This window comes from Synechococcus sp. Cruz-7E5, assembly GCF_024345995.1.
In the GTDB taxonomy this organism is placed as follows: domain Bacteria; phylum Cyanobacteriota; class Cyanobacteriia; order PCC-6307; family Cyanobiaceae; genus Regnicoccus_A.
In genome coordinates, this window is the sequence record NZ_JAGQCE010000003.1 from 127,462 (window position 1) to 144,467 (window position 17,006).

Genomic DNA, 17,006 nt, shown 5'->3' on the forward strand with positions numbered 1-17,006 from the left:
TACAGAGCACATCTCAATAGCTCCGATGCTCCGCAATCACCCCACGCGCCCCACCTCTCGGCTCCTCGCAATCCCCCTCCCGCCTCGGAATCAGATGCCAGTGCGGATGAAACACCGTCTGCCCCGCCGCCTCGCCTGAGTTCAGCCTCCCTCTTGCGTTGAGCAAACCAGCCCAGCCGCTGATCGTGGCGTCCTGGGCACGCAGCTGCTCCCGTCGCAGCTTCAGTAGCTCCACCACGGCGTTCCACTCCGGCTGGTGCAGCTCCAGCCCGTCGGCCCCATGACGGCGCGGGATCACCAGGCTGTGCCCCTCGTTCTCCAGCAGCACCCGTCCGCTGTCCTCCAGCGAGCAGAACACACAGCCTGCTTCGCAGTGGCCGTAGCCGGCCTAGACGCCGCGGAAGTCGGTGCGCCCTCTTGCGTAGGCACACAGCCGTCGCGCTTGCCGGCGTTGCAGCGGAAGCAGAGCGCCTGCAGGTTGCTGATGGGGCCAGAGCCGCCCTGGTTCCTGGGGATGGTGTGGTCCACCTCCAGGGCCCGATGGTGCTCGCGGAAGGCATCGAGGCGCTGGCGGCAGAGCTCCAGCAGCGCGTCGCGCTCGCCATCGCTCAACGCGTCGCCGCCGATCAGGCAGTCGTGGCGATCGCCATAGGCGGTGATGCCGATGAAGGTGAACCCGGCCCACCATGCGCTTGCCAGGATCCGGCAGGCGATGTCCTGCGCTGGGGCCTGGCTGCGGCGGCCCAGCAGCTCCATGAGCAGCAACGCTTGGTCGATGGGGGTCATGCGCATGCGTTCGGCGATGAACTGCCGCAGGCGCAGGTAGGTGGCGGAGGGGGGCGGGGGCATGGGGCCATCCTGGCCGGGTGAGACGGGGGTGGCACTTGTAAAGGGAGGAAACACAGGTCAGCCAGGTCGCCATGTCCAGCTCGCGATCACCCGAGCCCTTTGCCACCGCCTTGCATGCCTACGCACCACGTTGGTAGAGTCTCGATGTGATCAGGTCGTTTCGTTGCCGCGACACCCAGGCCCTCTTTGAAGGGAAGCCAGGGCGCCGCTTTGGAGGCTTCGCTCGTGTGGCGTTCCGCAAGCTCGCCATCCTCGACGCCGCCGGATGCCTCAACGATCTGAAGATCCCACCGGGCAATCGCCTGGAGCCGCTCAGGGGGAACCGCCATGGCCAGCACAGGGCCTGTCTCTGAAAACAGTGCATCAACGACCAGTTCAGACTCTGCTTTGTCTGGACGGAAGCCGGGCCAGAGGAGGTCGAGATCGTTGACTACCACTGACGTGATGCTCGTGCCACCTGGCGAGGTGCTGCTGGAGGAGTTCCTGCGGCCCATGGGAATCAGCCAGTACCGGTTGGCGCTGGCGATCGGTGTGCCGGAGAGCCGCATCAACGCGATCGTGAAGGGCAAACGGGCAATCACTGCCGACACCGATCTGCGCCTGTGCCGTTTCTTCGGCCTGAGCGAGGGCTTCTGGCTGCGGATGCAAGGGAGCCACGATCTGAAGCTGGCGAAGCAGGCCCTGGAAAGCGTGCTGCCGACGATCGAGCCAATTCAGCCAATGTTGTGAGCACGGGTTGCGGTTCAGTGGCAGCAGCTGGTCGCGCTCGGCGTCGCTCAGCTCTACTGCTACGCAGAAGCCTTCGGCTACGCCGCCCACCAGGGCGTAGGTGCCCTTCTCGCAGCGGGTGATGCCGTTGAAGGTGAACCTTGCCCACCATGCGCTCCCCAGGATCCGGCGGGCCACGTCCTGCGCCGGGGCCGGTAGGTGGCGGATGGGGGCGGGGGCATGGAGTGATGGTGGCGGCTGCCGCCCCAGCCCCCACCCAAATACTGATGACAAAAGGCACACAGGGTCTTAGGGTGTTGCCATGAAGCCCTTTCGCTGGAGCGCAGGCAAGAACGAGGTCCTTCAGCTTCAACGAGGTGTTTCCTTTGAGGCCGTGGTGGTCGCTATCGAATCCGGTGATCTGCTCGACATCGTTGAGCATCCGAACCAGGCCCGCTACCCAGGCCAGTGCATTCTTGTCGTTCTGATCTCCGGCTATGTCCATCTGGTGCCATATGTCGAGGCCGACGATCACCTCTTTCTCAAAACCATCATTCCCAGCCGCAAAGCCACCATCGCCTACCGCCCAGGAGACGCACCATGAACCCCCTTGATCACGAAGAGCAGGAGATCCTGGAAGCCTTCGAAGCGGGCACTCTCCGTTCAGTGGCTACGGCTGCAGAGCGCTCCCGCCTGGAAGCCTCCGCAAGGTCAACGGCCAGCAAGGATCAGCGCATCAACATTCGCCTCACCAGTGAGGATCTAGGCGCCTTGCGTGCCCGTGCCCTGCAGGAGGGTATTCCCTACCAGACCCTGATCAGCAGTGTCCTTCACAAGTACGTGAGCGGCAGGCTTCTCGATCGACCCTGAGCGTGTGGAGCTTCGTGGTTTCGGGCGGCCCGTCAGGCTGGCGTCCCTGCTGGGATCTCTTCTGGCGTGGGCGCGTGGCGGCTGCAGCCAACCCGGCTGCGGGTGTGGCTGTGCCGCCCCAGTCCCCTTCAGCCGCAAGACCGGTGGGCAGGCCACGGTTCAATACTGCTGTTTGTCCTTGATGACCGCCCGAACACCTCCGCGGGGGGATTGGTCATCACCTGTTCGCCGGGGGATGTGATGCCAATGGGCATGAAACACCGTCTGCCCCGCCGCTGATCGAGGCGTCCTTGGCACTGAGCTGCTCACGCCGCTGCTTCAGCAGGTCCACCACAGCGTTCCATCCCGGCTGGTGCAGATCCAACCCATCGGCCACATGGCGCCGCGGGATCACCAGGCTGTGGCCCGGCGTCACCGGGTAGGAATCGGCGATCCACAGCGCCAGTTCGTTCTCCAGCAGCACCCGGCCGCTGCCCTCCAGCGCGCAGAACACACAGACCGCCTCACGGTGGCCATAGCTGGCCTGAATTGCAGCGGAAGCAGAGCGCCTGCAGGTTGGTGATGGCGTCGGAGCCGCCCTGGTTTTTGGGGATGGTGTGGTCCACCTCCAGGGCTCGCTGGTGCTCGTGCGCGCCGCAGCACTCGCGGCGGCCCCGGGCGCATCGGTGAACCCTGGATTTCACCGAGCCACTGATCGGGCTGCGGTGGGCAAACACCTCTTCGCCGCGCTGCTCACGGAAGGCATCGAGGCGCTGACGACAGAGCTGCAGCAGCTGGTCGCGCTCGGCGTCGCTCAGTTCGTCGCCGCCGATCAGGCTGTAGGCGCCGTTGCCGGTGAGCACCTTGCCCACCATCGGCTGCTCAGGATTCGCCGGGCCATGTCCTGCGCTGGGGCCGGGCTGCGGCGGCATGGCAGATACCGTCACGCCTCAGCGTCGGAACCCGGCATGACCAGCGGCTGCACCCGAGCGATCAGTTCCTTCACCTGCCGGTTGAAGTCTTCCCGATCCAACCCCAGGGGTGTGGGATCGGCGTCGTAGCGGAACTGCACGGCATAGACGGTGAGTTGAGCGAGCGGTTGCAGCTTGGCCGTGGCCACTCCCTCGGCCTCCAGCAGCAACAGCAGCCGACGGAGGTCATGGGTGAGCGGCGGGTCTCCGCCGAGCTGTAAGTACCAGGCTTTGAGCGCCTTCTCCACCGCCTGCTGCAACCAGAAGCCCCAGGCGCCCTCGCGGAACACAGCTGGATCGCTGGAGGCCTCGGCGGTCTCCAGATCGGCGCTGGCGATCCTCAGCAGTCCTTGCGGCTCAGAGAGCACCATCCAGCAACCGCCCCTCCCGGAACGCCCTGCCGATCACGTGAGTGCGCCACTGGCGCCGTTCCTCGCACTCCCGCTCGGAGTACAGCAGCAGATCCAGCGAAACATCCGCTCGCGCCAGCAGCCCCCACAGCTGATTGAGCACATCGAAGCGGTTGCGTCCCTCCAGCCAGGCATCCGGGGCCGTGATCAGCAGATCGATGTCCGAGTCAGGGCCAGCGGTGCCCCGGGCCCTGGAACCGAACAGACGCACCTCCGAGCCAGGGATCACGCCATGGATCACAGCCGCCATCTTCTCCAGGCGGCTGTCGATCGGTAGCGCAACTGGGGTGTTCATGCCCTGCATTCTGATTCCACTCGCTCGGCGTCGCTCAGTTCGTCGCCGCCGACCAGGCTGTAGGCGCCGTTGCCGTAGGCGGTGAGGCCGTTACCGGTGAGCACCCTGCCCACCATCCGCTTCCCAGGATCCGCCGGGCCACGTCCTGCGCCGGGGCGGGGCTGCTCCTCCCTAGCAGCTCCATGAGCATGAGCGGTTGGTAGATGTGGCTCATGCGTATCCGCTCGGCGATGAACTTGCGCAGGCGAAGGAAGGCAGCAGAGGGGCTGTTGGCCATGGAGTGATGGTGGCGGCTGCCGGGCGACCGGGCCAGGTTTGACTTTGGGCGGCTCGTCAGGCTGGCGCCCCTGCTGGGATCCCTTCTGGTGTGGGGGTGCTGAGGCTGCAGCCCACTCCGCAGCAGCTCGCGGAGGAATTGCCCCCTCCCCTTGGCGGTGGCAATCAGATCGACCGCCACCGCCGCGGCCCCAGGAAGCTGCAGCAGGTCGGCGAGGGGTGTCGTGCCCATCGCCCTCGGCGGGGATGCCTGTGCTGCTCTCGCTCGTTCTCCACCAGAGCGTCCTGCCGCCAGGACAGCTGCAAGGATGCAGTCCAGAATGGGGCCATGGCTGCCCCTTCGACCCAGGAAACCTCCCTCTCCCAGCGGCTCCAATGCGCCCGCGAGCAGGTGCTTGCCGTGGCTCACCGCCATGGGGCCCGCAACCTGCGGATCTATGGCTCGGTGGCCCTTGGCCAGGATCGGCCCGGCAGCGACCTTGACCTACTGGTGGATCTGGAGCAGGGCTGTTCCCTGCTGGAAGTGATCGCCCTGCGGCAGGAACTGGAAGCTCTCTTGAATTGCCAGGTGGATCTGGCGGAAGCAGCGCAGCTGCATCCTTTGATCCGGGATCAGATCATTACGCAGGCCAAGGCTTTGTGAGCAAAGATCTTCTTTACCTCACCAGCATTTCTGAAGCTCTTGAGCGAATCAATCTCTACACCCCTGAAGGCCGCTCAGCTTTCCTTGCTTCCACGCTTGTGAAGGATGGAGTGATCCGCAACTTGATCATGATCGGCGAAGCCGTGAAGAATCTGTCGGCGGACCTTCGCGAGTCCGAATCGTCCACTCCTTGGAAGTCCATCGCCGGCATGCGAGATGTTCTTATTCATGATTATTTGCGTGTCAACCTGGAGCAGGTATGGGAAACCGTGGCGCGTGATCTTCCTCCCCCTGGTCTCACCGTTAGTTCGCTGATTGAGCGGCACATGAACGATTGAGCTGCAAAGCCAGCATCGCCTACTACCCAGGAGTCCCACCATGAACCCCCTGGATCACGAAGAGCAGGTGATCCTGCGCTCGCGGCACTGCTGCAGCAGCGCGTCGCGCTCGGCGTCGCTCAGGTCGTCGCCGCCGATCAGGCTGTCGCGGCCATCGCCACAGGCAGTGATGCCGCTGCCCAGGATCCGGCGGGCCACGTCCTGCGCTGGGGCCGGACTGCGGCGGCCCAGCAGTTCCAGGAGCAAGAGCGGTTGTTCGATGGGGCTCATGCGCATCCGCTCGGCGATGAACGCGCGCAGGCGAAGGAAGGCAGCAGAGGGGAGCGGGGGCATGGGGGCATCCTGGCTGAGGTGTGACGGGGGTGGCTGGCATTGGTACGTTGCCCAGAGGGCCAGCAGAATGGACCCATGACCCGGACAGCACCGCCAACCCCTCTCACGGCCGAAGAGGTGCTCAACCGCCTCCGTCAGCGCCAGCCGGACTGGCACCGCCGATTTCATGTGGTGGAGCTTGGCTTGTTCGGCTCCGTTGCCCGCGGCGATGCCCGCCCAGACAGCGATCTCGATGTCTGGGTCCAGCTCGACCCTCTCACTCCCTACGCCCTGGTGCACTTGAAACAGGAGCTGGAAGAGCTGATGCAGTGTCCCGTCGACCTGGTGCGCCTGCGGGAGCGCATGGCCCCAACCCTCCGAAAGCGTATTGAGCAGGAGGGGCTCACGGCGTGACGGAGGACCAGAAGGATGTCCTGTTGAGCCTCCTGAGCGCGCTCAAGCGTGCCCAGCGCAAATCCAGGTCTCTGATTGTCAATCCTGAGTTGCTGGATCAGGAGGAAGGAGAAGATGCTCTGGATGTGATCTGTATGCAGTTCCTCGCAGCCGGTGAATCTTTGAAGCGTTTGGAGCGCCTGTATCCTGACCTCCTACAGAATCGTTATCCCCATATCGACTGGGAAGGGGCCATGGGGTTCCCGATGTCATCGCTCACCAGTATTTTGATCTTGATGTTGAACAAATTCTTGTCATCTGTGAACAGTCGCTGCCCGGCATGATCCATGCGGTTCAAGACCCGTTGGAGAACTGACGAATCGGCACCACGTAGCTCATGCGCGATGGCATCCATCTCTCCAGTTCCTTTGCCCCCTTTTGACCGTGCCTACAGTGAGTCCTTTGCTGCTACCGCCGAGCGAGCGGCTGGCCTTGGCGATCGCCCTGTGGGACAGCCCCGAAGCGGCTGTGCCCTGGGATGAGGTGCGGAGCCAGCTCGGCATCGGATGACTCCGCCCTCAGTCCACCTTCTACCTGAGGCGGTGGTGGATCTGCTGGAAACGCAGCGCTGCTGGATGCGGAAGGGGCGGGGGCATGGGGGCATCCTGGCGGGGTAAGCCGGGGGGCACTTTCCTGCGACAGTGCTGCCAGAATCAAGGATGTAATCGACGTGCCGATGCCCAGTTCCGACTCTGAGCTTGAACGGCAGCAGCAGTCGAGCCAGGCAACATCTGCCTGAACTGTGCCTCCATCGGGGCCATATCCAGCACGGCACCTGCGCGGATCGCAGCGAAATACTGCTCTCGCTGTGATCCCAGTCTGAGTAATCGAGCGGTCCGATCCCTTCGGCCAGCACCCGCCGCGGCACCGGACCCAGCTCTGGGTGGTGGACCGCAGGGCAGGCCCGGGCGCTCATGCGAACCACGATCTCCTGAAGGATGGTGGTCGTGTCCATCAGCAGCTCGATGGCAGGCGAGGCGATGGTGAAGGGCATGGGGCCGTCCGCAGGAGACAGCCATCGTTCTTCGCCGCCGCGCACAATGCCCAGGGGTTTTGATCGCTCTGGCCATGTTTCTGATTCACAGCAGCATCGATCAGGCGCCCCTGTTGGCGGGTGCCGTAGTGGGGGCCTGCCGTGGCGAGGGTTGGCTCAATCCCCTTCAGCCTCGCTTCCTTGGGGTTCTGTTCGATCGACTTCTGGGTTTCAAGGCCGATTTCGACCGGTTGGCGCCCTGCTCCCCCGAGGAGGTGCTGCAGGCTTTGCCCACGGCTGAGCAGCGACTGGAGCTGGTGGAGTTGATGGTGACGCTGGAGATGCTCTGCGACGCGATCCCCGCGGAGCTCGAGACCTCCATCGAGCACTGGGCTGAAATCCTTGGGGTGGAAGACCGCAGCCTGCGGCTGGCCCGTGACCTGGCCGCCAACGCTTCCGCTCAGGCTCTTCTCGATTTCTATCGTTACAACTGGGTCGGCGAGCAGCACCGGCTCAACCCCGCCTTCCAGGGGCTGCTCGCCCGCCATGGCAAGCGGGCGTACGCGCTCACCGTCGAACCGGACCCCGCCGAGGCTTCCCGCTGGCGTGCGCTCGAGCACTGCCAGGCAGGAAGCATCGGTCGCGCCTTATGGGACTTCTACCAGCAGCGTGGCTTCGGTTTCCCGGGGGAACCGGGTGCCGCCAACGCGGCCTTGGCTCGTCACGACTGGCTGCATGTTCTGGGAGAGTTCGACACCACCCCGATCGGTGAGTTGGAGGTGACCGCATTCCAGGCCGCCGCCAGCACACTGCCGGGCGCCACCCTTGGCTTCATCGGTGCTGTCAGCATCCTGCAGACGGGCCTGCTGCCGAGTCTGGTGGTGCCGCCGGGCCATCACCACGCCCTCGATGTACCGGGGGGGCCGGAGCGGATTGCGGACGCCATCCGCCGAGGTCGAGCCTGCCGGCGCGATGTGTTCCGGGAGATCGACTTCTTCGCTGTGGCGGACGATCCGCTGCCAAGCTGCCGCTCCCGGTGGGGCATTCCGGAGCCGGTCGTTGAATGACTCGGCAAAGCCGTTCTGCCTCAGGGATCCTGGCTCGATGTCGGCGGTGGTACGTGGGCTGTTGTGTCACCTCGATGACGCGACAGACGTTGGTGACGGTCTTGCCCCGGGCGATCAGCTGCTCAAGATTTGAGCTTGCGGATGATCTGCTCGGGTGTGTGGCGGATTCGTTTCATGGTGGTGTCCCCGCGGCACATTCAGGCCCATAAGATGCGGCCACGGCCGGGGTCCAGCAGTTGTGACTGAGGTCCTGATCCTCCTTCTTGCCGGCGCGGCCGGTGCCTTTCTGAACACGGTGGCGTCCAGCGGATCGGCGATCGTGATCCCGATCCTCATCGCGATCGGGCTGGAGCCGGTCATGGCCAACGCCTCCAACCGGCTGTTGATCGTCGTCGGCTGCGCCACCGCCGTCTGGCGCTTCCATCGCGCCGGCCTTCTTCCCTGGAACGATGCCCTGCGCTTCACGATCCCGGCGGTGCTCGGGGCGGCCTGCGGCGCACTGCTCGCGTCGGTGTTCGGCGATCTGCGCACGACCCAGCTCGTCACCGTCGCCGTTGCGCTCACCCTGGTCGTCGTTCTGTTCAACCCCACCCGCTGGCTGGCCGCGGATCGACCCCAGCAGGAGCCCGAGCGGGGGCCTCTGGCGTTGGCACTGATGGCGCTTGTCGGGGGGTGGGCCGGCCTGATCGCGGTTGACTCCGGTACCTACGCCCTGGCGGTCCTGGTGCTGGTGGCCCACTTCCCAATCCGGGAAGCCAACGGGATCAAGGTCACGGTCCTCGGCGCGGCTGCCCTGACCTCGTTGCTCATCTTCTCCGGCCAGGCGGAGGTCGACTGGCGGTCGGGCCTGATCCTCGCGGCGGGCAGTGTGCTGGGTGCCTTGCTCGGGGCGCAGCTTGCCCTTGGGCCCCATGCCGCGAAGTGGGTGTTTCGAGTTCTCGTCCTGGTCCTGGTGATCGAGATGGTGCCCCTCATCGTCAGGTTGCTGGGGTCCCTGAGCATCTGACCGCTGGCCCCAAGGGCAGGATCCTGATGGCGGCCTTCATTGCTGCCGACCGCCTGAGACAATCCACCCTCGCCCGTGCCCAGCGAAACAGATGTCCGTTCTCGGCAGAGAGGCGATCCTGCAGGCGATCGAAGCGGGCACGATCGGGGTGACGCCGTTCGTTCCAGAGCGGCTGGGCCCCGCCTCTCTCGACCTCACCCTCGCCGGCACCTTTCGCGTGTTCCGCAAGGTGCACGCGGTGATCGAGGTGCGCGAGCACACCGACTACCGGCAGCTGACCGAGAAGATCAAGGTGCCCCAGGGCGAGCACATCCTGATCATGCCGGGCGAGACGGTGCTCGGCATCACCCAGGAGCGGCTGCGCCTGGGCCCCGGTCTGTGCGGCTGGCTGGAGGGTCGCAGCCGTTTCGCGCGGCTTGGCCTGATGGTGCACATCAGCGCCCCCTTCATGGGACCGGGGATTGACAGCCAGCAGGTGCTGGAGATGAGCAACTTCGGCCCCGCTCCCCTGGCCGTCTATCCCGGCACCGCGATCTGCCAGTTCGTGTTTCAGAAGCTGGTGGGCAGCGAGATCTATGCCGGCGGCTTCGCTGGCCAGACGGAGGACTCCTTCTGACCATTCCCAGCACCCGCCTCGACTGTCGGCCGTGATCACCTACCGCGACCGGTGCATCCGATTGATTTCCGTTCGGCGGTCCAGAGCAGAAGAGGTGGAGCTCTATGAACAGTTCTGATTTCGATCAACGTTTCGATGCCGGCGAGTCCGTGCTTGAGGCCCTCGACATCGGCGGTGCCCGTCGCCGCGAGTATCTTGAGCAGGTACGGCAGGTGGATATCAGCTGGGTGGATGATCGCCGCCGCGATCGATTGCAGGTGGGGTCACTGCTGCAATCGCTGGCCCGAAACGTGGCCACCGAGGTGAGCCAGGCCGTGCTCGCGGTGGATGCCAGCGGCGCCGATGGGGCCTCAGAAAATCCACAGGGTTTTCTTCTTGCAGTAGCCCGCCCCGATGTTCATCCATCCGGAGGCACAGGGCTTTCCGTTGGTGGGCTTCACCTGGTAGTAGATCGGTGAATTGCAATGCTGCTTGAGGTCATTGACATACCCAAGCGGACACTGGTCGTAACCAGGCAGTTTGGGAATCCGCTTCTGCGCCTGTGCCGGGGCCGTGGTCAGCAACGGAAGGCTCAGAAGCACGCCGGCCAGAGCGAGTTGGAGCTTCTGCATCTGGTGGGTTTTCACGTTTTCAAACTCTAGGAGTCGGTTGCCGGTGGCGGGGGTGTGACGGGGTGGCACTTGTGGAGGAGAAGCCCTCGTTATCCTCTGCGCCATGAATGCTCCCCCATGCAGACCACGCGATCGTGGACAAAGCCAAGATCTGCGGCTATCTGTTTACAGTCGTGCATCCCCAGCTGGTCGGTTCAAGGCCAGGGTGTTCTTTCCCCTGGGCTACACAGTCAAAAACTGGACGCGTCTTCATGATGATCTGCTTACCCATAGGCGAACCGGAACGGTTCTGCGGATTTAGAACAACTCCTACGGGAGGAGAGTTGTGATAAGCGCTATACAGGTTGGGTCTAATGCAACCTCTCAGCCATTCAAGACGATCTGACTGATTCCTACTTTCTCAGTCCAGCCAAGACTCATCACTGCATTTCCGGAATAAGCCATGTTTGCCGTGCATCAGACAGTTGCCCTGGCCCAGGACAGCCCAGACGCCGGCTTTCGGACGGGCGGTCTGGGCGCCATCGTTGCCATGGACGGTGTCGACAGCGTTGAGGTTGAGGTCGGCCTCCGATTCTCAACCCCCTTCCGATGAACTCGCTTTGATTCCTGTGGGTGCTCTGGGGCCCTGAGACGGCAGGTGAGCGATGCGGGCACAGCCGATGAAGGGTCTCTTCTGGCACAGTCACCTGGCTACCTGGCGTGCGGGTCAGACCTATGGGCGATACCTATCAGATCCTGCGCGATGACGGTGTGAAGGACGGCATCGCCGGCAGGGTGTTCGCCAGCTACGACGAGGCCTACGCCGTGGTGGAACGGTATTACGCCGACATCTGCTGCTCCGACGATCGGGAGTATTACCGGATCGTGCCGGTTGCTGGGTCAGGTTCGGGAGCCTGAACGCTCCCGGATAAAGCGGCCCATCGCAAAGCCGAGCCCTTGCTGGCTGCCAGCAGAAGCCCCCCATGGGCGCCTGGGATCTGCGCGAGAACGGGCGCTACTGGCTCTGTGCGGCTCTCGGCGCTGGCGGAGAGGCTTGATCCGCCTCCAGCTTGTCCTTGCAGGTGGAGCAGAGCACAGTCCCTTTCTGATCTCGATAGAGGCGCATCGAGCGTTCGATCTGCACGCCACAGCCAGAACAGGGGAAAAGAGGGCTCATCGGTTGCAGGACTCCCCATTCCATCTAGTGGAGCTTGAGTTCCGGAGCCGTCTCATCCATGACCGATGTACGGCCAAGATCACTGGGTGGTTGCCTTCCATTGGGGCCCTGAGCAGAGCCTGACCCCCAGACTGACCCTGCACGACCTGCCCAACGCCCGCGTTGGCCTGGTGATCCGGCACCACACCACCACCATGACCAACTCCGCCCTTCCGCCGATCGCAGGCGATGAAGCCGGGATCCTCGCCCTGATGCAGCAGGCCGGCCCCGTTTTCCGGCCGCGCACCAATCTCAACCTGGCCCAGATCCGCTCAGGCTTTGCCTGCGCCCTGCACATGCACCAGCCCACTATTCCCGCCGGGGCGAATGGTGAGCTGATTTCGCATCTGCAGTACATGTTCGAGCACCCTGGCGAGGGTGACAACCACAACGCCGAACCATTTGCCCACTGCTACAAGCGCCTCGCGGAGATCCTCCCCCAGCTGATTTCAGAGGGCTGCAACCCACGGATCATGCTGGATTATTCCGGCAACCTGCTCTGGGGTTTTGAGCAGATGGGCCGTCACGACATACTCGACGCCCTGAAACTTCTCGCCTGCGATCCCAGCCTGCAACCCCACGTGGAATGGCTCGGCACCTTCTGGAGCCATGCCGTGGCACCCTCCACGCCCATCCCCGATCTCAGGTTGCAGATCCTGGCCTGGCAACACCATTTCGCGGCGCTCTTCGGCCCTGAGGCACTGCAACGGGTGAAGGGTTTCTCGCCGCCTGAAATGCACCTGCCCAACCACCCCGACACCCTCTATGCCCTGGTGAAGGCTCTCAGGGAATGCGGCTACCAGTGGCTGCTGGTGCAGGAGCACAGCGTCGAGAACCTCGATGGCTCCAGCCTCAGCCAGGCGCAGAAGTACATCCCCAACCAACTCGTGGCGCGCAACTCCAGCGGTGAGTCGGTGAGTATCACAGCTTTGATCAAAACCCAGGGCTCCGATACCAAGCTGGTGGGCCAGATGCAGCCCTGCTACGAAGCCATCGGGCTGGGCCGCCAAGCGCTGGGAGACACCACGATCCCCTCGCTCGTGTCGCAGATTGCCGACGGCGAAAATGGCGGTGTGATGATGAATGAATTCCCATCCGCCTTCATCCAGGCCCATCAGAAAATCGCCGCCCAGGCGAGTGATTCCGGTGGTGAACCGGCCACCGATTCAGCCACCGTGGCGATCAATGGCACCGAGTATCTGGAGTTACTGGAAGCCGCCGGTGTCCAACCAGCCGATTACCCAGGCATTCAGGCGGTTCAGCAACACAAGCTCTGGGAGGCCGTTGACGGCCAGACCAGGGGCAACCCACCCACCCCAACGGCCACCGAAGCAGCAATCGCCGCACTCCAGGCCAGCGATCCCCACTTCTCGATGGCGGGTGCCTCCTGGACCAACGACCTCAGCTGGGTCGAGGGCTACGGCAACGTGCTGGAGCCGATGAACCGCCTCAGCGCCCATTTCCACCAGGTGTTTGATCCCCTGGTGGCGCAGGACCCCACCATCACCAGAACCCCGCGCTACCAGGACGCCCTGCTCCACCTGCTGCTGCTGGAAACCAGCTGCTTCCGCTACTGGGGCCAGGGCGCCTGGACCGGTTACGCCAGCGAGATCCATAGGCGCGGTGAAGCCGCGATCGGTTAGTCCGCCCAGGTCTTGAAGTTGGCGTGGATCACCGGCTCGATTGGGTGGCCCCGGGCGCCTGATCGATCAGCGCCTGGCACTGGTGCTCGTTCCAGCCCTCACCGCGCCAGCGCTCACCCAGGGAGCCACTGATGGCACTCACCAGCAACAGGGCGGGCAACAACGCCGGATCGCCCTGCAGGGTGAACACGAAAGCCGCGCAGAACAGCGGGCTGCCGTGGGCACTGGCGAACAGGGCGGTGGCGCCGACCGCTGCCAGCTGGGCCAGCTCAGTGGCGCCCAGGCCGGCGGACCGCAGGGGGCTGGTGAGGAGCGCACCCAGGGTCATGCTGTCGTGCATCAGGCCACCGGGAGCACCCGCTGCCAGGCTGAGCACGGTGGCCAGGGTTCGCCACAGCAGGGTGAGCGAAGGCCCGCCATCCCCCCCGGCCAGGGCCGATGCCAGTGACAGGGATCCATCGTTGAGGCTGAGGCCGCCGCTGGCGAGCGCCAGCAGCGTGAGCAGGCCGGCCAGCAGCAACGCCCCGCCCAGGCGCCTGCGCACCAGCAGCCGCTTCACCCAGGCTGCCGCCGGGATCAGCAGCCGCACCAGCAGGGCGCCAGCCGCAGCACCCACCAGGGTCAGCAGCATGGCCCAGCCCCACAGGGCCGGCGCGAGGCCGCCCAGGTCCAGGCCCGGCAGGCGAGCCGGTTGTCCCATCGCCGTTGCCACCACGGTGCCGCTGCCCGCCAGCAGCAGCGCGGGCAGCACCAGGGGCAGTCCACTGCGTTGCCCAAGCTCCTCCAGGCCATAGGCCACCGCCAGCAGGGGTGAACGGAAGGCCGCACCCAGCCCGGCGGCTCCGCCGATCACGGCCACCAGACTGGAGGGAAGCTGGGCCAGGGGGCTGCAGCCGGGCCAGCGTCGCCGGATCGCCAGCAGCACACTGGCTCCGAGTGCCACCGAAGGGGACTCCACCCCGACTGTGAGTCCACCCAGATGGGTGAGCAGCATCAGCGGCAGCCGCCGCAGCTGGCTGGCCAGGCTCAGCTTCTCCAGCCAGCGCGCTTCCGCCTCGGGGGAAACCTGCCGGCCGGAGCGATCCAGGGCCAGCAGGGGGGCGACGCCGCCGCCTCTACCGGCCGCCAACGGACCCCAGGCAAGCCAGATCAGCAGTGCGCTGGCCGCGAACACCAGCACGGCTCCCAGGCCAGGTGGCAGCCTCTGAGCGATGCCGCCATGGCCACCCTCCAGACCGGGCAGCGGCCACAGCCAGCGCTGCAGCTGAAAGCCCAGTTCGGAGAGGGCCTGGTACGGCCACTGCAGCAGCCCCAGCACCAGGCCCAGCAGCAGCCAGACGACAAGAACAGCCACGGGCACCGCAGGATCAGACCCCAGCGAAGCAGCCAACGATGGCAAGCACCCGCAGGCTGCGCGAAGAGTCATGGCACTGCAGGCCTGGTGCCCGTTTTCAACAGCAGCGGGCGATCAGCTCGGCCAGCTCCAGATCAGCCCCTGGACGGCATAGAACCCCCCTGCCGCCAGAAGTACCAGGGCACTGACGCGGGTGAGCGTGGCTCCATGGCGCAGCAGCAGCCTTGAGGTGCCCAACAGGCCGGCCCAGAGGCTGGTGGCGGCGATCACGGCGGTGTAACCCAGGGCGTAACTCACCATCGTGACCACCGATAACAGAACCGAGCCGGTGCCGGCCGCAGCGGCGAGCACCGAGAACAGCACCGGACTGGCACAGGGAGAGCTGACCAGAGCGAATCCCATCCCCACCAGGAACGGGCCACCGGCCGGAGGCAGTTCGGGCAGGCGGGGCAGCCGCAGGGGGAGCCACCCCGCCAGATTCAGGCCCATCACCAGGATGAGCAGTCCCACCCCCAGATGGACCGGGCCGCGGTGGTCCACCACCACGGCTGCGGCGAACGAGGCGACCAGGCCGAACAGGCTCAGCACCACGACGGTGCCGGCCACGAATCCAGCCACCCTGACGAAGGCCTGACGCCGGCTGAGCGGCCCGAGCGTGCCGATGTAACTGAGGTTCATCGGCAGCATCGCCAGCAGGCATGGCGAAACGCTTGCCAGCAGCCCACCGGCGAAAGCCGCCAGCGGAATCAGAAACGGGGGAATAGCGCCCCAGTCCTCGAACCGTTCGGCGTAGGCCTGCGACGTCGACAGGATCGCCTGATCCAGTTGAGCGCCGATCTGCGGCAGCCAGTGCAAAACCAACCCTGCCAGCAGGGTCACCACGGCCAGGAGCACCAGAATCGCCGGTCCTTGCCTGCGCACGGCGGATCGGCTCATCGCTTGAGCATCGATTGAACTTTGCTGATCGCCTTGCTGTAGGCGCTCGCATCTGTGCTGGCCCGGAAGGTCTGCGCCGTGGTGCCGGTGGCAGGGTCGATCACGGCCACCAGCGAGGTCTGGCTGCGGTTGGCCTCCAGGAAGGCGCTGAGGCCGAGCGCCCGGGCCCGTTCGTGCGAGGCCTTCAAGGTGGCGGCATCAGACACGTCGAAGGTCACGAAGGTGGCCTTGCCGGCCTTGCTTTGCTGCAGGGAACGCAGGGTCGGCGCGATCGTGCGGCAGGCCGGGCACCAGCTGGCGTAGATGTCGACCACGACAGGTTTGCCCTGCAGGGAAGGGGCGAGGGCACCTCCCTGCTTCTGGGCCACCCATCCGCCGGGGCCAGGTTCCCGGGGTGGGGAGGCGACCGGAACGGAGCCAGGCAGGCCGATGGGCAGGGGGATTCCGAGGGTGAGCAGCAGAGCGGTGAGGGGCAAGGACATCGCGGTAGAGAATGCGAACGCCTGATCTACCGGCGAACCCTTCCGCTGGATTGCCCGGGCTCACCCATTCCCCGGCCCCTGCGCGGCGGCGAGCTTGCGGCGGCCGAAACCGACCATGGCGAATCCGGTGATGTTCATCCAGAGGCTGTAGATCGCAGCCGGCACGGCCATGTCGATGTTGTTCAGCAGGCCGGCCGTGATCGCGATCGCGAGCGTGCCGTTCTGGATACCCACCTCGATGGCGATGCTGAGCCGCTGGGCGAGGGGCAGACCCAGCTGACGCGCCGAGAGGAAGCCGGCCGCCGTTCCCAGCAGATTCAGCACGACCACCGCCGCGCCCACCTGGGCGATGAAGCCGGGCAGCCTGCCTGCTTCCTTGATCACCAGCAACAGGATGATCAACGCCAGCAGACCTGCGGCCAACCGCCCCATCTGCTTCTCCAGCCTCAGCGCTGCGGCGGTGAACCGCTGCCGGATCCCCATGCCGATGGCCGTCGGCACCAGGGTGATCAGCACGATTCGCAGCATCGTCGGCAGCACAGGCAGGCTGATCTCCGCGCCGGATCCCATCAGCCTCTGCAAGGCCAGATTGGCGAGCACGGGGATCGTGAACACCGTCACCACGCTGCTGATCGCCGTGAGCGTCACCGACAGGGCCACATCCCCCTTCGCCAGGTAGGTGATCAGGTTGGAAGAGGGGCCGCCGGGGCAGATCGCCACGATCACCAGACCGACCGCCAGCGCCGGTTCCATCGGCCAGAGCCAGGCCAGCAGGCCGCCGATCAGCGGCAGCACCACGATCTGACAGAAGCTGCCCAGCGCCACGGCCCGGGGATAGCGGCTGATGCGCCGGAAGTCCTCCGGAACCAGGCTCAGCCCCATCCCCAGCATCACGATGGCCAGGGCGACGGGCAGCAGAACAGTCGTCAGCAAGCTGTTCTGCATCGGTGCCAAGGAACGGTCCGGACAAGATCGCATTGATCCTGTCTGCCGTCTCTGCAGGCCCCACTCCAGGCAGC

Annotated in this window: 28 protein-coding genes; 15 read left to right on the forward strand and 13 right to left on the reverse strand. The window is 65.2% G+C overall.

From position 1 onward, the window contains the following. Positions 1–13: 13 nt before the first annotated feature. Positions 14–328, reverse strand: a complete 315-nt coding sequence (locus tag KBY77_RS05555) for an HIT family protein (protein WP_255102574.1) — start codon at positions 326–328, stop codon at positions 14–16. Further along, on the reverse strand, positions 295–849 hold the full coding sequence (locus tag KBY77_RS05560) for an HNH endonuclease (protein WP_255102575.1): 555 nt from the start codon (positions 847–849) through the stop codon (positions 295–297). The genes KBY77_RS05555 and KBY77_RS05560 overlap by 34 nt, the downstream gene beginning before the upstream one ends. Before the next feature lie 227 nt (positions 850–1,076). On the opposite strand from KBY77_RS05560, the gene KBY77_RS16745 reads away from it, so the two are divergent. From KBY77_RS16745 to KBY77_RS05580, 4 genes are all read left to right on the forward strand, one after another. Further along, a complete protein-coding gene (locus KBY77_RS16745; RefSeq protein ID WP_399212358.1) occupies positions 1,077–1,202 on the forward strand; it encodes a type II toxin-antitoxin system RelE/ParE family toxin in 126 nt (41 codons plus the stop codon). Between the two features lie 91 nt (positions 1,203–1,293). Then, complete coding sequence (locus tag KBY77_RS05570) at positions 1,294–1,578, forward strand: HigA family addiction module antitoxin (RefSeq protein WP_255102576.1); 285 nt, start codon at positions 1,294–1,296, stop codon at positions 1,576–1,578. Between the two features lie 373 nt (positions 1,579–1,951). Then, positions 1,952–2,161 carry a toxin gene (locus tag KBY77_RS05575; RefSeq protein WP_255102577.1) on the forward strand — a complete coding sequence of 70 codons (210 nt, stop codon included), beginning with the start codon at positions 1,952–1,954 and terminating at the stop codon, positions 2,159–2,161. Further along, positions 2,158–2,427, forward strand: a complete 270-nt coding sequence (locus tag KBY77_RS05580; protein ID WP_255102578.1) for a hypothetical protein — start codon at positions 2,158–2,160, stop codon at positions 2,425–2,427. The genes KBY77_RS05575 and KBY77_RS05580 overlap by 4 nt, the downstream gene beginning before the upstream one ends. Positions 2,428–2,586: 159 nt before the next feature. On the opposite strand, the gene KBY77_RS16750 is transcribed toward KBY77_RS05580, so the two are convergent. The 5 genes from KBY77_RS16750 to KBY77_RS05600 are packed head-to-tail and all read right to left on the reverse strand — an operon-like array spanning position 2,587 to position 4,082. Then, complete coding sequence (locus KBY77_RS16750; RefSeq protein ID WP_399212306.1) at positions 2,587–2,688, reverse strand: hypothetical protein; 102 nt, start codon at positions 2,686–2,688, stop codon at positions 2,587–2,589. Continuing rightward, on the reverse strand, positions 2,645–2,920 hold the full coding sequence (locus KBY77_RS05585; protein ID WP_255102579.1) for an HIT domain-containing protein: 276 nt from the start codon (positions 2,918–2,920) through the stop codon (positions 2,645–2,647). The genes KBY77_RS16750 and KBY77_RS05585 overlap by 44 nt, the downstream gene beginning before the upstream one ends. 10 nt (positions 2,921–2,930) lie before the next feature. Continuing rightward, complete coding sequence (locus KBY77_RS05590) at positions 2,931–3,353, reverse strand: HNH endonuclease (protein WP_255102580.1); 423 nt, start codon at positions 3,351–3,353, stop codon at positions 2,931–2,933. After that, positions 3,350–3,748 carry a HEPN domain-containing protein gene (locus tag KBY77_RS05595; protein ID WP_255102581.1) on the reverse strand — a complete coding sequence of 133 codons (399 nt, stop codon included), beginning with the start codon at positions 3,746–3,748 and terminating at the stop codon, positions 3,350–3,352. Before KBY77_RS05595 ends, KBY77_RS05590 begins: the two co-directional genes overlap by 4 nt. Further along, the gene (locus KBY77_RS05600) at positions 3,735–4,082 is read right to left on the reverse strand and encodes a nucleotidyltransferase domain-containing protein (RefSeq protein WP_255102582.1); all 348 of its coding nucleotides are present in this window, start codon (positions 4,080–4,082) and stop codon (positions 3,735–3,737) included. Before KBY77_RS05600 ends, KBY77_RS05595 begins: the two co-directional genes overlap by 14 nt. Positions 4,083–4,686: 604 nt before the next feature. Between KBY77_RS05600 and KBY77_RS05605 the strand changes: the two genes are divergently transcribed. Both KBY77_RS05605 and KBY77_RS05610 read left to right on the forward strand, forming a co-directional pair. Next, a complete protein-coding gene (locus KBY77_RS05605) occupies positions 4,687–5,001 on the forward strand; it encodes a nucleotidyltransferase family protein (protein ID WP_255102583.1) in 315 nt (104 codons plus the stop codon). Further along, positions 4,998–5,339 (forward strand): DUF86 domain-containing protein, encoded by a 342-nt coding sequence (locus tag KBY77_RS05610; RefSeq protein WP_255102584.1) that lies wholly within the window; start codon positions 4,998–5,000, stop codon positions 5,337–5,339. Before KBY77_RS05605 ends, KBY77_RS05610 begins: the two co-directional genes overlap by 4 nt. Before the next feature lie 54 nt (positions 5,340–5,393). Here KBY77_RS05610 and KBY77_RS05615 read toward each other — a convergent pair whose 3' ends face one another. After that, complete coding sequence (locus tag KBY77_RS05615) at positions 5,394–5,672, reverse strand: hypothetical protein (protein ID WP_255102585.1); 279 nt, start codon at positions 5,670–5,672, stop codon at positions 5,394–5,396. 75 nt (positions 5,673–5,747) lie between these two features. Between KBY77_RS05615 and KBY77_RS05620 the strand changes: the two genes are divergently transcribed. The 7 genes from KBY77_RS05620 to KBY77_RS05650 all read left to right on the forward strand — a co-directional run bounded on the left by KBY77_RS05620 (position 5,748) and on the right by KBY77_RS05650 (position 10,224). Next, positions 5,748–6,065: a nucleotidyltransferase family protein gene (locus tag KBY77_RS05620; protein WP_255102586.1), complete on the forward strand. Its 318-nt coding sequence runs from the start codon at positions 5,748–5,750 to the stop codon at positions 6,063–6,065. Next, positions 6,062–6,388: a hypothetical protein gene (locus tag KBY77_RS05625; protein WP_255102587.1), complete on the forward strand. Its 327-nt coding sequence runs from the start codon at positions 6,062–6,064 to the stop codon at positions 6,386–6,388. Before KBY77_RS05620 ends, KBY77_RS05625 begins: the two co-directional genes overlap by 4 nt. Positions 6,389–6,482: 94 nt before the next feature. Beyond that, positions 6,483–6,614: a hypothetical protein gene (locus KBY77_RS05630; protein WP_255102588.1), complete on the forward strand. Its 132-nt coding sequence runs from the start codon at positions 6,483–6,485 to the stop codon at positions 6,612–6,614. A gap of 558 nt (positions 6,615–7,172) precedes the next feature. After that, on the forward strand, positions 7,173–8,144 hold the full coding sequence (locus KBY77_RS05635; protein ID WP_255102589.1) for a hypothetical protein: 972 nt from the start codon (positions 7,173–7,175) through the stop codon (positions 8,142–8,144). Positions 8,145–8,382: 238 nt separating this feature from the next. Beyond that, entirely contained in the window at positions 8,383–9,150 is a 768-nt protein-coding gene (locus tag KBY77_RS05640; RefSeq protein WP_255102590.1) for a sulfite exporter TauE/SafE family protein, read from the forward strand. A gap of 91 nt (positions 9,151–9,241) precedes the next feature. Then, positions 9,242–9,766 carry a dCTP deaminase gene (gene dcd / locus KBY77_RS05645; RefSeq protein WP_255102591.1) on the forward strand — a complete coding sequence of 175 codons (525 nt, stop codon included), beginning with the start codon at positions 9,242–9,244 and terminating at the stop codon, positions 9,764–9,766. Positions 9,767–9,870: 104 nt separating this feature from the next. Further along, entirely contained in the window at positions 9,871–10,224 is a 354-nt protein-coding gene (locus KBY77_RS05650) for a hypothetical protein (RefSeq protein WP_255102718.1), read from the forward strand. On the opposite strand, the gene KBY77_RS05655 is transcribed toward KBY77_RS05650, so the two are convergent. Then, positions 10,117–10,377, reverse strand: coding sequence for a hypothetical protein (locus tag KBY77_RS05655; RefSeq protein ID WP_255102708.1), 261 nt, complete (start codon positions 10,375–10,377; stop codon positions 10,117–10,119). The two genes, KBY77_RS05650 and KBY77_RS05655, sit on opposite strands and share 108 nt — an antisense overlap. Before the next feature lie 714 nt (positions 10,378–11,091). On the opposite strand from KBY77_RS05655, the gene KBY77_RS05660 reads away from it, so the two are divergent. Beyond that, the gene (locus tag KBY77_RS05660; RefSeq protein ID WP_255102592.1) at positions 11,092–11,274 is read left to right on the forward strand and encodes a hypothetical protein; all 183 of its coding nucleotides are present in this window, start codon (positions 11,092–11,094) and stop codon (positions 11,272–11,274) included. Between the two features lie 453 nt (positions 11,275–11,727). Then, complete coding sequence (locus KBY77_RS05665) at positions 11,728–13,215, forward strand: glycosyl hydrolase family 57 (RefSeq protein WP_255102709.1); 1,488 nt, start codon at positions 11,728–11,730, stop codon at positions 13,213–13,215. Positions 13,216–13,243: 28 nt separating this feature from the next. Here KBY77_RS05665 and KBY77_RS05670 read toward each other — a convergent pair whose 3' ends face one another. The 4 genes from KBY77_RS05670 to KBY77_RS05685 all read right to left on the reverse strand — a co-directional run bounded on the left by KBY77_RS05670 (position 13,244) and on the right by KBY77_RS05685 (position 16,932). Next, entirely contained in the window at positions 13,244–14,569 is a 1,326-nt protein-coding gene (locus KBY77_RS05670; protein ID WP_255102593.1) for a chloride channel protein, read from the reverse strand. Between the two features lie 114 nt (positions 14,570–14,683). Then, the gene (locus KBY77_RS05675; RefSeq protein WP_255102594.1) at positions 14,684–15,505 is read right to left on the reverse strand and encodes a cytochrome c biogenesis protein CcdA; all 822 of its coding nucleotides are present in this window, start codon (positions 15,503–15,505) and stop codon (positions 14,684–14,686) included. Then, on the reverse strand, positions 15,502–15,987 hold the full coding sequence (locus KBY77_RS05680) for a thioredoxin family protein (protein ID WP_255102595.1): 486 nt from the start codon (positions 15,985–15,987) through the stop codon (positions 15,502–15,504). The genes KBY77_RS05675 and KBY77_RS05680 overlap by 4 nt, the downstream gene beginning before the upstream one ends. A 60-nt stretch (positions 15,988–16,047) precedes the next feature. Beyond that, positions 16,048–16,932 (reverse strand): bile acid:sodium symporter family protein, encoded by an 885-nt coding sequence (locus KBY77_RS05685; RefSeq protein WP_255102710.1) that lies wholly within the window; start codon positions 16,930–16,932, stop codon positions 16,048–16,050. Between the last annotated feature and the right edge of the window lie 74 nt (positions 16,933–17,006).